Here is a 13,886-nt window from a genome sequence, read left to right as displayed (position 1 = left end):
CGGCTCGCCGCCGCATCCGCTCATCAGGAGAAATCCGTTGTGCAGGACGATTCCGCGGGAATCGTCCTGCACAACGGTGATCTCCTGCACAAGGGCCGCCCGACCCGGCGTACGGATGCGGGGGCGGCCGACGTAGATTGGACGATTGTGACGACTCTGCATGACACCGCCGTGCGCGGCTTCGCCTCCGACAACTACTCCGGCGTGCACCCCGAGGTGCTGGCCGCGATCGCCGCCGCCAACGAGGGGCACCAGATCGCCTACGGCGAGGACGTCTACACGGCCCGTCTGCGGGAGGTCGTCGGCGCGCACTTCGGCGGGCGCGCGGAGGCGTTCCCCGTCTTCAACGGCACCGGCGCGAACGTCACCGGCCTGCAGTCGATGCTGCCTCGCTGGGGTGCTGTCATCGCCGCATCCACCGCGCACATCAACGTCGACGAGGGCGGTGCGCCGGAGCGCGTGGGAGGCATGAAGCTTCTGACCGTCCCCTCGCCCGACGGCAAGCTCACCCCCGAGCTCGTCGACCGCGAGGCCTGGGGCTGGGGCGACGAGCATCGCGCGCAGCCGCTCGTGGTCTCGATCACGCAGACCAGCGAGCTCGGCACGCTCTACACCCCGGATGAGATCCGTGCCCTCGCCGATCACGCGCACGAGCGCGGGATGCGGCTGCACCTCGACGGGGCCCGCATCTCCAACGCGGCGGCCGCCCTCGGCGTGCCGCTGGCCGCCTTCACGACCGACGCGGGCGTCGACGTCGTGAGCCTGGGCGGCACGAAGAACGGCGCGCTGGGCGCGGAGGCGATCGTCGTGCTCGACCCCGCCGCATCCACCGGCCTCACCTATCTGCGCAAACTCAACATGCAGCTGGCCTCGAAGATGCGTTTCGTCTCGGCGCAGCTCGTGGCGCTCTACGAGGGCGATCTCTGGCTGCGCAACGCCTCGCACGCGAATGCGATGGCCCAGCGCCTGCGCCACGGAGTGGATGCGGGGCTCGCCGACGGCTCGATCCGCGGCGTCTCGTTCACGCACCCCACCCAGGCCAACGGCCTGTTCGCGACCCTGCCCGAGGGCGTGGCCGATCGCCTCCGCGAGAGCTTCCGCTTCTACGACTGGGACGAGGCACGCCGCGAGGTGCGCTGGATGTGCTCGTTCGACACGACCGAGGACGACATCGACGCGTTCGTCGCCGCGATCGCCCGCGAGACCACCCGCTGACGCGTGCTCAGGCGCCGGAGGGGCGCCCCAGCACGAACGACGCCACCGACGGGCGCCAGTGGCGGGCCACGTAGTCGACGGCCTCGTCCACCCCGAGCGCGCGCGACGAGTTGCCGACCCGCACCCACAGTTCACGGGTCGAGCCGCCATCCTTGGGCTGCGTGACGAACACGGGCTTGCCCGACGGCCGGCACTGCACGAGACACACGACGACACCGTCGCCCGCTGTCCCGAAACGGATGCGGGGAAGCGCCGCGGCATTGCGGCCGAGGGAGGTGGAGAGCATGTCGCGCAGCCACAGCTCGAAGCGGTCGTGGTCGGGCGTGCGCAACGTCTGCAGGTCGCGCTCGAGGCCCACCGCCTCGCCCGCATCGTTCGCGCCGATCACGAGGACACCGCCGCGCGAGTTGAGGAACGCCGCCACGGTCTTCGCGACGGCGAGCTCCATGCGCGGATCCTTGCGCGACTCGCGCACGTTCCAGCGGGCGGTCTCCTTGAACTCCCGGCGCTCCGACTCGCCCGCGGCGAGCACCGCCGCCGCATCCGGCATCGTGCTCGTCCCGCGCACCGCCGCCACCGCCCCCGCGACCAGGAAGGACAGCCCGAGACTCGCGCCCGTCGCCAGCAGCAGGGTGCTCGGCATCCACAGGCGCTGCCCCGGGATGAACAACCCGGAGATCAGGGCACCGGCGCTCACCCCGAGCACGCCGATGAGGGTCATCGTCGCCGTGCCGAGCGACAGCCGTTCGCCGAACAGCCGACGCAGCAGCGTCGCGATGCCGTAGGCGACGAGCAGGACGACCGGCAGCGCAACGGCGAAGTCGACGAGCGAGGGACTCGCAGGGAACGAGGATGCGGCGAGCGGCATGTCAGCGCAGAGCGCCGACGCTGGCCAGGCCCAGGCGGATGAGGGTTCCCCGGCCGCCCTCCATCTCGGCCGAGAGGGCGTCGGATGCGGCCTCCGCCGGCTCCATCCAGGTCACCTCGAGGGCGTCCTGGCGCGGCTCGCACGTGCCCGTGACCGGTACCACGAAGGCGAGCGAGACCGCGTGCTGACGATCGTCGTGGAACGCGCTCACACCGGGGAGGGGGAAGTACTCCGCGACCGTGAACGGCGTCGGGCTGGGCGGCAGCATCGGAAAGGCCATCGGGCCCAGATCGTTCTCGAGGTGTCGGAAGAGCGCGTCGCGCACGGTCTCGCCGTAACGCACTCGTCCCGACACGATCGTGCGGGTCATCTCGCCCAGCGGCGTCGCCCGCAGGAGGATGCCCACCTGCGTCACCACGCCCATGCCGTCGGTGCGCACCGGGATCGCCTCGACGTAGAGCATCGGCAGTCGGCGTCGCGCTTCGGCGAGCTCGACGTCGCTCAGCCACGCCGGATTGCCGGCACTTCCCGGCAGCCCCCCGAGACCCAGGGGGTCGCGCGACGAGTCGTCGCCGGGCTCGTGGGGATCAGGATCGGGCGTGCGGACCGGCATGCCTCCTGTATACCCCACACGCCGGCCTCACATGGCGGATGGGGGCGGTGGGTAAGAGGATGGAGCGATGGATGCCACCCCGATACTCGACGACGACGCCGTGCTGTTCTCCGACGACGACAACACCGCCGATCGCCCGCTGCTGGTTCTGCTGCACGGCTACGCGAGCGACGAACGCGACCTCTTCTCCCTGGCGTCGCATCTGCCGGCCGAGTACCGCATGGCAGCCGTGCGCGCGCCGCTCGCTCCACCGTGGCCGTCGCCGGGGTACTCGTGGTACCCGATCGAGGGCCTCAACGGCCGTGACGCGGGAGCGATCACCGCCGGTGCGGACGCGCTCATCACCTGGCTGGATCGCACGAGCACGGCCGAGACCGTCGGACTCCTGGGGTTCTCGCAGGGCGGCGCCGTCTCGCTGCAGGCCCTGCGCCGGCAGCCCGACCGCTTCGCATTCGCGGTGAATCTCAGCGGCTACGTCACCCCAGGCGAGCTCGACACGGATGCTGCGCTCGCCGCGCGGCGCCCGCCGGTGTTCTGGGGGCGCGGTTCCGCCGACGAGGCGATCCCCGCTCCCCTCATCACCCACACCGCGCAGTGGCTGCCCGATCACGTCGACCTCACCGGGCGCCTGTACCCCGGCCTCGGCCACTCCGTCAGCGCGGAGGAGCTCGTCGATATCCGTGCGTTCCTCGTGCGTCAGCTCGACTGACCCTTTGCTTGGTCTGGACATCGCCCGCCGCGCTCGGTAGGGTCTTCGAGTCCTGCCCCTTCCGAAAGGTCGAACCGGTGTACTTCCTCGACGGCTTCCAGCCCACGCGCTGACCCCGTCGATCACCGTGCCCGCGGGCACCCGGGTGTCAGTGCTTCCACCGACATCCTGGGAGGCACCATGCCCGCTCTCTCCGCCGCGGTCGTCCTCGACCGCCTCTCCTTCTCGTGGCCGGACGGCACGGCCGCTCTGACGGAGGTCTCCGGCACGTTCGGCACCGGCACCACGGGTCTCGTCGGACGCAACGGCTCCGGCAAGACCACCCTGCTGCGCCTGATCGCGGGCGAGCTGCATCCGACATCCGGTCACCTCGGCGTCGACGGCGACGTGGCCGTGCTGCCGCAGCGGCTCGCCCTGGATGCCGACCGCCCCGTCGCCGACCTGCTGGGTCTGGGCGAGGTGCTGGCCGCTCTGCGCGCGATCGAGGCGGGCGACGTCGACGCGCGCCACTTCGACACGATCGGTGACGACTGGGACGCGGAAGCCCGCGCCGTCGCCGCGCTCGATGCCGCCGGGCTTCCCGGCGATGCGCTCGACCGGCGCGTCGGCCAGCTCTCCGGCGGCGAAGCCGTGCTCGTCGCGACGGCGGGACTGCGGGCCCGCCGGGCGGCGGTGACCCTTCTCGACGAACCGACCAACAATCTCGACCGTGCGGCACGCGCCCGGCTGCGCGGTCTGCTCGCGGACTGGCCGGGCGCCCTGATCGTCGTGAGCCACGATGTGGCGCTTCTGGACGGGATGGCCGAGACGGCTGAGCTGTATGCGAACCGCCTCACGCGTTTCGGCGGGGGCTACCGCGCGTGGCGCGAGCATCTGGAGAACGAGCAGGATGCGGCACGCGCCGCCGAGCGCACGGCCGCATCCGCCGTGCGGCGCGAGAAGCGCCAGCGGATCGAGGCGGAGACGACGCTCGCCCACCGCCTGCGCACCGGCAACAAGGCCCAGGTCGAGAAGCGGGTGCCGGGAATCATCTCCGGTGCGCGCAAGCGCTCCGCGCAGGTGTCGGCGGGCAAGCTCCGCGGCATGGTGGCCGAACGCGAGGCTGCGGCGCGGGCCGCGTTGGACGGCGCGGAACGGCGCGTCCGCGACGACGAGAGCGTGCACCTCGATCTCCCCGATCCGCAGGTCGCGGCCGGCAGGCGCCTCGCCGAGATCGGCGACCGTTCCCGCACCTGGATCGTGCAGGGCCCCGAACGGATCGCGATCATCGGAGCCAACGGCACCGGAAAGTCGACCCTCCTCGAGCGGCTCGCGGCAGGGACGGTGCACGACTCAACCGGAACGGGCCCAGACGGAGGCGGCGACCGGCAGGTCGGTCCGGTCTGGCTGAGTTCTGCTCGTACGGTTCTGCTCACCAAACGGGTGGGATACCTGCCGCAGCGGCTGGACGGGCTGGCCGACGATGCGACCGTCCTCTCGGTCGTCGCCGCCGCCGCACCGACGATGCCGACGGCGGAGTTGCGCAACCGTCTGGCGCGGTTCCTGCTGCGAGGCGCGGCCGTCGACCGCACCGTCGCCACCCTCTCCGGCGGCGAGCGGTTCCGGGTCTGCCTCGCGCGTCTGCTGCTCGCCGATCCGCCGCCGCAACTGCTCCTGCTCGACGAGCCGACCAACAACCTCGATCTGGAGACGGTCGACCAGCTCGTCGATGCGCTCTCCGCCTACGGCGGAGCGCTGGTCGTGGTCAGCCACGACGACGAGTTCCTCTCCCGCCTGGGCATCGACACGGTCCTCGAGATCGACGAGAAGGGGATGCGGGAGGTGCAACAGGGCGACGGGGCGTCATAGGACGCACAAAGAAATCCCAAAGAACGCGCCTCATCGGATCTCTCATGATCGGTTCAACACCGCTCGCCGACATGTCAGGAGACGATCATGAAGCGCATCCCCGATGCCGAGCAGACCCCCCAGGGCCCCGCCTACGAAGGCAGGCTGCTGGACCGGCCCGACGAGGAGGTCGTCGACCAGGGCGCACCCTTCGACGTCCGCACGCTCATCACCCGGCGCGGAGTCCTCGGGCTGGTGGGGGTGGGATTGGGCACGGCGGCGCTCGCCGCCTGCGCGCCCGTCAGCTCCGCCAGCACCACGGGCTCGACGTCGACGCCCAGCGCGACGCCGTCCGCATCGTCCACCAGCGCAACGACGACGACCGCGCTACCGGCCGGAGAGATCCCGGACGAGACGGCAGGACCGTACCCGGGCGACGGCTCCAACGGACCCGACGTGCTCGAGCAGAGCGGCATCGTGCGCAGCGACCTGCGCACCAGCATCGGCTCCTCGACGGCCGTCGACGGAGTGCCGTTGACCTTCACCTTCACCATCACCGACATGGCGAACGGCGACGCCCCCTTCGCCGGAGTCGCCGTGTACGCCTGGCACTGCGACGCCCATGGCCGCTACTCGATGTACTCCGAAGGAGTCGAGGACGAGACGTGGCTGCGCGGTGTGCAAGTGGCCGATGCGAACGGACAGGTGACCTTCACCTCGATCGTCCCCGGCTGCTACACCGGCCGCTGGCCCCACATCCACTTCGAGGTGTACCCGAGCATCGACGACATCACCGATGCGTCGAACGCAATCGCCACCTCGCAGCTGGCCTATCCCGCGGCCCCGCTCGCCGATGTCTACGCACTGAGCGCCTACGACGGCTCAGCCCGCAACCTCTCCCAGGTCTCACTGTCCAGCGACAACGTCTTCGGCGAGGACGGGGGCGTGCTGCAGCTCGCCACGGTCACCGGAGACACCACCATCGGCCACACGGCGACCCTCACCGTCCGCGTCGACACCACCACCACTCCCTCCGCCGGCGCCGCGCCCGGCGGCGGCCGCTGACCGAAAGGATCCGTCATGTTCCAGAACCTCACCGGATGGCACGCGCTCATCGTGCTGGCCATCGTCCTGCTCATCTTCGGCGCCGCCAAGCTGCCGGCGCTCGCGCGCAGTGTGGGCCAGTCCGTCCGCATCCTCCGGTCCGAATCGACGGAGCCCCCCGTCGCGGCGCCGGCTGCGCCCGAGCGCGTCGACCTCGCCCCCGCGCAGCACCAGACCGACGACCGTCTCCGCACCGGTTCGAGCTCATGAGCGCGACCGTCGCACCGCCGGCCGGCATGCCGCTTCGCACGCACGTGCGCGAGCTGCGACAGCGGGCGACGCGGGCGACGGTGGCCATCGTGCTCGGCGTGATCGTCGGGTTCGCCCTCTCCGGCAACCTGCTGGATATCGTGCGCGTGCCGATCGAGCAGATCGCGGCGACACGGGACGCGAGCCTGAACTACACGAGCATCACCGGGGCTTTCGATCTGCGGCTGCGCGTCGCCCTCATCGCCGGTCTCGCCCTGTCGAGCCCGGTGTGGATCGCCGAGATCTTCGGATTCGTGACCCCCGGCCTCACCCGTCGGGAGAAGCGCTACCTGTTCGGCTTCTTCGCCGCCGCGCTACCGCTCTTCCTCGTCGGCGCGGCCTTCGGTCTCGCACTGTTCCCGCACATGGTGGAGCTGTTGAGCTCCTTCGCCGCTGCGGAGGACTCCACCGTCCTCGACGCGTCGACGTACGTCGACTTCGTCCTCAAGATCGTGGTGGTCTGCGGGATCGCCTTCGTCGCGCCGGTTCTGCTGGTTCTGCTCAACGCACTCGGCATCCTCCCCGCACGCACCATCGCACGGAGCTGGAGGTGGGTGGTCGTGGCCATCGTTCTCTTCAGCGCGATCGCCACCCCTGCCGCGGACATCCTGTCGATGTTCGTGGTGGCCATCCCCCTCGTCGTGCTCTTCGCCGGCGCATGGGCGGTCGCAGCCGTACATGACCGCCTCGACGCGCGGCGGAAGATGCAGACCCCGACCTCGAGAGGAGAAGCCCGTGTTCGGACTCACGGTTGAGAAGCTGTTCCTCGTCATCCTGCTCGCGACGCTCGTCTTCGGCCCGCATCGCCTGCCCGAGGCTGCTCGAACTCTGGCTCAGTTCCTCCGCAGGACGCGCGGCGCGATCGAGGCGGGCCGCGATCGGGTGATCGCGGAAACGGGATTGCGTCAAGAGGACTGGCGCGAGCTGGATCCCCGCCGATACGACCCCCGCCGGATCGTCCGTGAGGCGCTGACCGCGCCCGACGTCCCCACGGTCACGGCAGCGGCCGACCCGGCGAAGTCCACGCCGATCACGTGGCGGATCGAAGGGACCTCGGCCCATCCCCGACGTGTGCGGGTACGGCAGACGCAGTCATCCGGCGAGGGCGACTTCTGATCAGCGCCCGCCGTCGCGCCCCGCTCCTCCGATGCCGGGCGCACCCGGCTGTCCATAGGGCCCGTGGTCCGCGGTTGCACGATGGTCCTGGATCGGACGCACCGACGAGCCGACGCCGCGCATCATGCGCCACACCCACACCGCAGTGATCGCGCCGATCACCACCACCACGGCCAGGATCACCGCGAGGCTCTGCGTGACGATGCCCAGGACCACGGCGAGCACGGCGGCGAGTGCCAACATCCCGAGCACGACCCCCAGGATGGCGCCGATCGATGGGCGCCGGAGGGGCTGCTGCTCGTCGTACGGCGATGTGTCGTTCGTCATCCGTTCGCTCCCGTCGATGAAGAGCCCCCCACGTTACCCAGACCCACCGTGTTCGGCTGGCCGAGCGGCCCGAACTGTTCATAACCCGGACGCTCGCCGGGACGGTGCTCCGGCGGCGGAGTATCGCGCAGGACGCGAGGCACCCACAGCGCGCCGAGCACGACGACGACGGCGCCGGCGATGATCGCGGCGACCAGGCTCTGGGTGATGGCGGCGGTGAAGCCGCCGATGATGCCGGCCAGGACCACCATGAGGGCAGCGAAGGCCACGATGCGCCACGCCGAGGAGCGCGCCGGGCGATCGTTCTCGTGTTTCGTGTCCATGTCCGCCACGGTAGGCGCAGCACTACGACCTCACACCCCCGTTGACCTCGGCGTCGTCGGCGTCTAGGCCTGCGCTCTGAGCGCAATCCCTGCCCGGGTGTCGGCGGCTGCGGCCACAATGATCGGGTGAGTGATGTGCTCGACCAGTTCTCGCCTGCCACGCAGGACTGGTTCCGGGGCGCCTTCGCTGCTCCGACCGATGCACAGGCAGGGGCCTGGCACGCGATCTCGCAACGACGCCACGCGCTCGTGGTCGCCCCCACGGGCTCCGGAAAGACACTGTCGGCCTTCCTCTGGGCGATCGACAGCGTGTTCCGCGAGCGGACGGCGTCGCCGACCCCCGCGAAGGATGAGCCGCGCACCCGCATCCTCTACATCTCCCCGTTGAAGGCACTCGGCGTCGACGTGGAGCGCAACCTCCGCTCGCCCCTCGTGGGCATCGGGCAGTCCGCCCGGCGCCTGGGCCTCGCCGCGCCCGACGTGCGCGTCGGTGTGCGCTCCGGAGACACCACGTCCTCGGACCGACGCAAGCTCGTGAGCGATCCGCCCGACATCCTCATCACCACACCCGAGTCGCTCTATCTGATGCTCACCAGCCAGGCGTCCGAGACCCTGCGCGGCGTGCACACCGTCATCATCGACGAGGTGCACGCGGTGGCTGCCACCAAGCGCGGAGCGCACCTGGCCGTCAGTCTCGAGCGCCTCGACGCACTGCTCGAGACTCCGGCCCAGCGCATCGGCCTGTCGGCGACCGTTCGCCCGATCGACGAGGTCGCACGGTTCCTCGGGGGTGCGGCGCCCGTCGACATCGTCGCCCCGCGCGCCACAAAGGCCTTCGACATGACGGTCGTGGTGCCGGTCGACGACATGCTGCATCCCCCGCCTCCTCCCGGGCAGCAGGCCGAAGCCGAGGGCGAGGACTGGTTCGCGTCGGGCGGGGGCGAGAGCACCGAGGTCACGGGCTCGCTGTGGCCGCACGTCGAAGAGGCGATCGTCGACCGCATCCTCCAGCACCGCTCGACGATCGTCTTCTCGAACTCCCGCCGGCTCGCCGAGCGCCTCACCGGCCGTTTGAACGAGATCTACAGCGAACGGCTGGGGCTCGACCTGCCCGACCCCGCCGTGCCGGCGGCGATGATGGCGCAGGCGGGGTCCACCGCGGGCGCCGAACCGGTGCTCGCCAAGGCGCATCACGGCTCCGTGTCCAAAGAGCAGCGCGCCATCGTCGAGGACGAGCTGAAGTCGGGCGTGCTCCGCTGCGTCGTCGCCACGAGCAGCTTGGAGCTCGGCATCGACATGGGAGCGGTCGATCTGGTGATCCAGGTCGAGGCGCCGCCGTCGGCCGCATCGGGACTGCAGCGCATCGGTCGCGCCGGCCACCAGGTCGGCGAGGTCAGCCGCGCGGCCCTGTTCCCGAAGCACCGCGGCGACGTGCTGCACACCGCGATCGTCACCGAACGGATGCTGGCGGGTCGGATCGAATCGATCCGCGTACCGCAGAACCCGCTCGACATCCTCGCCCAGCAGACCGTCGCGGCCGCCGCACGGGGAGCGATCGAGGTCGAGGACTGGTTCGAGACCGTGCGGCGCAGCGCACCGTTTCGCACGCTGCCCCGCTCCGCCTACGAGGCGACGCTCGATCTTCTGGCGGGTCGGTACCCGTCCGACGAGTTCGCGGAGCTCCGGCCGCGGCTCGTGTGGGATCGCGATCACGGCACGCTCACGGGCCGTCCGGGCGCGCAGCGGATCGCGGTGACCAGCGGCGGCACGATCCCCGACCGCGGCCTGTTCGGCGTGTTCGTCGCGGGTGAGAGCCAGAACGCCCGCGTCGGAGAGCTCGACGAGGAGATGGTCTACGAGTCGCGGGTGAACGACGTGTTCACGCTCGGCACGACCAGCTGGCGCATCGTCGAGATCACGCACGACCGCGTCAACGTGGTGCCCGCATTCGGCCAACCCGGCAAAGTCCCGTTCTGGCACGGCGACGGGCTCGGCAGACCGGCCGAGCTCGGCGAGGCACTCGGCGCCTTCTCGCGTGAGGTCTCGGCCGCCGAGCCCGCCCGCGCCCGGGAACGCCTGACCGAGGCCGGGCTGGACGCCTTCGCGCAGGACAACCTGCTCGCCTACCTCGCAGAGCAGCGCGAGGCGACCGGTTCGGTCCCCACCGATCGCTCGCTCACGGTGGAGCGCGGGCGCGACGAGGTCGGCGACTGGCGCGTCATCCTCCATTCCCCGTACGGCATGCAGGTCCACGCACCGTGGGCGCTGGCGGTGAACGCCCGCATCCGGGAGCGCCTGGGCGTCGAGGGGTCCGCCGTGGCCAGCGATGACGGGATCATCGCCCGCGTCCCGGATGCCGAGGCGGAACCACCGGGCGCCGAACTCTTCGTGTTCGACCCCGACGAGCTCGAGCAGATCGTCACGGACGAGGTCGGGGGCTCCGCGCTCTTCGCGTCACGATTCCGCGAGTGCGCCGCCCGTGCCCTGCTGATGCCGCGGACGAATCCCAACCGTCGCAGCCCCCTCTGGCAGCAGCGACAGCGTTCGGCGCAGCTGCTGGAAGTCGCACGCCGTCACCCCACCTTCCCGATCATCCTCGAGACCCTGCGCGAGGTGCTGCAGGACGTCTACGACCTTCCGGCGCTGACCGGAATCGCACGCAAGATCGCGGATCGCCGCATCCGTCTGGTCGAGACGACGACCTCGCAGCCCTCCCCGTTCGCGCGCGATCTGCTGTTCGGCTACGTCGGCGCGTTCATGTACGAGGGCGATTCGCCGTTGGCCGAGCGCCGCGCCGCCGCGCTCTCGGTCGACCCGGCGCTGCTGGGCGAGCTGCTCGGCAAGATCGAGATGCGCGAGCTGCTCGATCCCGACGTCATCGCGCAGTTCGAACGGGAGGCGCAGCGACTCGACGACGAGCGCAGAGCCCACGGGCTCGAGGGCGTCGCCGATCTGCTGCGTCTGCTCGGACCTCTCGGCGTCGACGAGCTGGCGCTGCGCCTGACCGACGGTGAGGAGGCGGCGCGATACGCGACGGAACTGGTCGAGGGCCGCCGCGCGATCCGGGTCGGTATCGCCGGGGCGGAGCGGATCGCCGCGATCGAGGATGCGGGGCGGCTGCGGGACGCCCTCGGCGCCGCGCTTCCGGTGGGACTGCCCGTGGCGTTCCTCGAGCCGGTGGCGGATCCGCTCGGCGACCTCGTCGCGAGGCACGCCCGCACACACGGCCCGTTCACCGCCGACCAGGTCGCCGAGCGGTTCGGTGTCGGGGTGGCTGTCGCACGGCACACGCTTCAGCGCCTGGAGTCATCGGGGCGGGTCACGAGCGGCTTCTTCCTGCCCGAGTCCGCCGCGCGCCGCAGCGACGACACCGAATGGTGCGACAGTGAGGTGCTCCGGCGGTTGCGGATGCGGTCGCTCGCCGCCATCCGGGGCAGCGTCGAGCCCGTCTCCCCCGACGCCTTCGCCCGTTTCCTCCCGGTCTGGCAGCACGTGACCCGACCCCTGGAGGGGATCGACGGCGCCCTCGCCGTCATCGAGCAGCTCGCCGGTGTCCCGATCCCCGCGAGCGCCTGGGAGTCTCTCGTCCTGCCTTCACGGGTCAGGGACTACACGCCTTCGATGCTCGACGAGCTGACGGCCACGGGAGAGGTCGTCTGGGCCGGACACGGCGCGCTCCCCGGCCGCGACGGGTGGGTGTCACTGCATCCCGCCGACGCCGCTTCCCTGACTCTGGCCGTCCCCGAGGACGAGGTCGCCGCCGATTCGCTCGACGCCCGCATCCTCGAGGTTCTCGCCGCCGGCGGCGCGTACTTCGCCGCGCAGGTGCGAGAGCTCGCGCAGGCGGAGAACGAGCAGTCCGTCGTCGACGCGCTCTGGCGACTGGCGTGGGCGGGCCGGGTGACCAACGACACCTTCGCCCCCGTGCGCGGGCTGCTGTCGGGCGGCTCGCAGGCGCATCGGGTGGCCCGGCGGGCGCCGCGCGCGCGGATGTTCCGTGGCACGAGCATGCCCCGTCCGACGGCTCCGGCGCGGCCCGCATCCATCGGCGGGCGGTGGTCGCTGCTTCCGACGCCGGAGAGCGATCCGACACTGCGCCACACCGCCGCGGCATCGCTGCTGCTGGACCGCTACGGCGTCGTGACCCGCGGCTCCGTGCAGAACGAGGGCCTTCCCGGCGGATTCGCCCAGGCGTACCGCGTGCTCGCCCAGTTCGAGCAGGCGGGGCACTGTCGACGCGGGTATCTCATCGAGAAGCTGGGCGCGGCGCAGTTCGCCGCGTCGGCGACGATCGATCGCCTCCGCGAGTTCGCCGCGGTGGGCGACCCGCCGCCTCGCACCGGCGTCACCCTCGCAGCGACCGATCCCGCCAACCCGTACGGGGCGGCGCTGGGCTGGCCCGCGCGCGAGGGCGTGAAGCACCGTCCGGGGCGCAAGGCAGGAGCGCTGGTCGTGCTCGTCGACGGCGATCTCGTGCTGTATCTGGAGCGTGGGGGCAAGACGGCGTTGAGCTTCACCGACGATGAGGATGCCCTGGCGGCCGCCGCGGCGTCGCTCGCGCAGACCGCGCGCGCCGGGAGGCTCGAGACCCTCACGATCGAACAGGTCGACGGTGCGTTCGTCTTCGGCACGGTGCTGGGCCGGTTGCTGCGCGATGCCGGTTTCGTCGAGTCCACACGGGGCCTGACGCTGCGTCGGCTCACCGCCGGGGACGCGGCGCGAGCGGAGCGGTCGACGCGTGCCTGAGGGCGACACCGTCTACCGCGCGGCGGCCCGCCTGCACGCCGCCCTGGCCGGGCGCGTCGTCGAGCGGTTCGATCTGCGTGTTCCGCAGCTCGCGACACTCGACCTGCGGGGCCAGACCGTGCACGCGGTCGTGCCGCGCGGCAAGCATCTGCTGGCGCGCATCGGCGATCAGACGCTGCACTCGCATCTGAAGATGGAGGGCGAGTGGCACGTCTACGCCCCCGGCGCCCGATGGCGCAAACCCGCTTTCAAGGCCCGGGCGATCGTCGGGGTCGCGACGGCGGATGCGGTCGGTTTCGATCTGGCCATGATCGAGGTGGTCCCGACCGCGCGGGAGGACGAGCTCGTCGGTCACCTCGGCCCCGATCTGCTCGGTGCCGATTGGGATGCTGCCGAGGCCGTTCGCAGACTCGGCGCCGACACGCGTGCCGCCCACGTCGCGGTGCTCGATCAGCGAAACGTCGCGGGTTTCGGCAATGTCTATGCGAACGAGCTGCTGTTCGTGCGCGGCATCCATCCCGAGACACCCGCGACCGAGATCGATGCCGTCGGGCTCATCGAGACCGGTGCGCGCATGATCCGCGCCAACCGGGACCGTCCCGCGCGGACGTTCACCGGCCAGGACCGCGCCGGACAACGCACCTGGGTGTACGGGCGCGCCGGCAGACCGTGCCGTCGTTGCGGCACCCTCATCCGCGAGACGGCGCTGGGTGCCTCGCCGACGGCAGAGCGGAATGTGTTCTGGTGCCCGCGCTGCCAGCCCGCGCCCGCCTGATCGCGGGGCTGACG

General features: G+C 71.2%; 13 protein-coding genes. 9 read left to right on the top strand and 4 right to left on the bottom strand.

Going from position 1 to position 13,886, the window contains the following annotated elements; genetic code table 11:
• The first annotated feature begins 147 nt into the window (after nt 1–147).
• Nucleotides 148–1,215, top strand: coding sequence for a threonine aldolase family protein (locus tag LXM64_RS02335; RefSeq protein WP_234075514.1), 1,068 nt, complete (start codon nt 148–150; stop codon nt 1,213–1,215).
• 7 nt (nt 1,216–1,222) lie between these two features.
• Here LXM64_RS02335 and LXM64_RS02330 read toward each other — a convergent pair whose 3' ends face one another.
• Together LXM64_RS02330 and LXM64_RS02325 are read right to left on the bottom strand one after the other, a co-directional pair.
• Nucleotides 1,223–2,083, bottom strand: a complete 861-nt coding sequence (locus LXM64_RS02330; RefSeq protein WP_234074474.1) for a helix-turn-helix domain-containing protein — start codon at nt 2,081–2,083, stop codon at nt 1,223–1,225.
• Nucleotide 2,084: 1 nt separating this feature from the next.
• Nucleotides 2,085–2,696 carry an NUDIX hydrolase family protein gene (locus LXM64_RS02325; RefSeq protein WP_234074473.1) on the bottom strand — a complete coding sequence of 204 codons (612 nt, stop codon included), beginning with the start codon at nt 2,694–2,696 and terminating at the stop codon, nt 2,085–2,087.
• 67 nt (nt 2,697–2,763) lie between these two features.
• Between LXM64_RS02325 and LXM64_RS02320 the strand changes: the two genes are divergently transcribed.
• The 6 genes from LXM64_RS02320 to LXM64_RS02295 all read left to right on the top strand — a co-directional run bounded on the left by LXM64_RS02320 (nt 2,764) and on the right by LXM64_RS02295 (nt 7,701).
• Nucleotides 2,764–3,405, top strand: a complete 642-nt coding sequence (locus LXM64_RS02320) for an alpha/beta hydrolase (RefSeq protein ID WP_234074472.1) — start codon at nt 2,764–2,766, stop codon at nt 3,403–3,405.
• 180 nt (nt 3,406–3,585) lie between these two features.
• A complete protein-coding gene (locus LXM64_RS02315) occupies nt 3,586–5,253 on the top strand; it encodes an ATP-binding cassette domain-containing protein (RefSeq protein WP_234074471.1) in 1,668 nt (555 codons plus the stop codon).
• An 87-nt stretch (nt 5,254–5,340) separates the two neighbouring features.
• Complete coding sequence (locus tag LXM64_RS02310) at nt 5,341–6,297, top strand: 3,4-dioxygenase subunit beta (protein WP_234074470.1); 957 nt, start codon at nt 5,341–5,343, stop codon at nt 6,295–6,297.
• A 15-nt stretch (nt 6,298–6,312) separates the two neighbouring features.
• Nucleotides 6,313–6,546, top strand: coding sequence for a Sec-independent protein translocase subunit TatA/TatB (locus LXM64_RS02305; protein WP_234074469.1), 234 nt, complete (start codon nt 6,313–6,315; stop codon nt 6,544–6,546).
• A complete protein-coding gene (gene tatC, locus LXM64_RS02300) occupies nt 6,543–7,340 on the top strand; it encodes a twin-arginine translocase subunit TatC (protein ID WP_234074468.1) in 798 nt (265 codons plus the stop codon). Before LXM64_RS02305 ends, tatC begins: the two co-directional genes overlap by 4 nt.
• Nucleotides 7,321–7,701: a Sec-independent protein translocase subunit TatA/TatB gene (locus tag LXM64_RS02295; protein ID WP_234074467.1), complete on the top strand. Its 381-nt coding sequence runs from the start codon at nt 7,321–7,323 to the stop codon at nt 7,699–7,701. The genes tatC and LXM64_RS02295 overlap by 20 nt, the downstream gene beginning before the upstream one ends.
• On the opposite strand, the gene LXM64_RS02290 is transcribed toward LXM64_RS02295, so the two are convergent.
• Together LXM64_RS02290 and LXM64_RS02285 are read right to left on the bottom strand one after the other, a co-directional pair.
• Nucleotides 7,702–8,028 (bottom strand): hypothetical protein, encoded by a 327-nt coding sequence (locus LXM64_RS02290; protein ID WP_234074466.1) that lies wholly within the window; start codon nt 8,026–8,028, stop codon nt 7,702–7,704.
• Nucleotides 8,025–8,351: a hypothetical protein gene (locus LXM64_RS02285; RefSeq protein ID WP_234074465.1), complete on the bottom strand. Its 327-nt coding sequence runs from the start codon at nt 8,349–8,351 to the stop codon at nt 8,025–8,027. The genes LXM64_RS02290 and LXM64_RS02285 overlap by 4 nt, the downstream gene beginning before the upstream one ends.
• Before the next feature lie 126 nt (nt 8,352–8,477).
• Here LXM64_RS02285 and LXM64_RS02280 point away from each other — a divergent pair, with 126 nt between their 5' ends.
• Complete coding sequence (locus tag LXM64_RS02280) at nt 8,478–13,097, top strand: ATP-dependent helicase (RefSeq protein ID WP_234074464.1); 4,620 nt, start codon at nt 8,478–8,480, stop codon at nt 13,095–13,097.
• Complete coding sequence (locus LXM64_RS02275) at nt 13,090–13,872, top strand: DNA-formamidopyrimidine glycosylase family protein (protein WP_234074463.1); 783 nt, start codon at nt 13,090–13,092, stop codon at nt 13,870–13,872. The genes LXM64_RS02280 and LXM64_RS02275 overlap by 8 nt, the downstream gene beginning before the upstream one ends.
• Nucleotides 13,873–13,886 lie beyond the last annotated feature (14 nt).

It is taken from the genome of Microbacterium binotii, from assembly GCF_021398715.1.
Classification (GTDB): domain Bacteria; phylum Actinomycetota; class Actinomycetes; order Actinomycetales; family Microbacteriaceae; genus Microbacterium; species Microbacterium binotii_A.
Note: the sequence above shows the minus strand (reverse complement) of the source record. Positions and strands in the feature narration are given on the sequence as shown.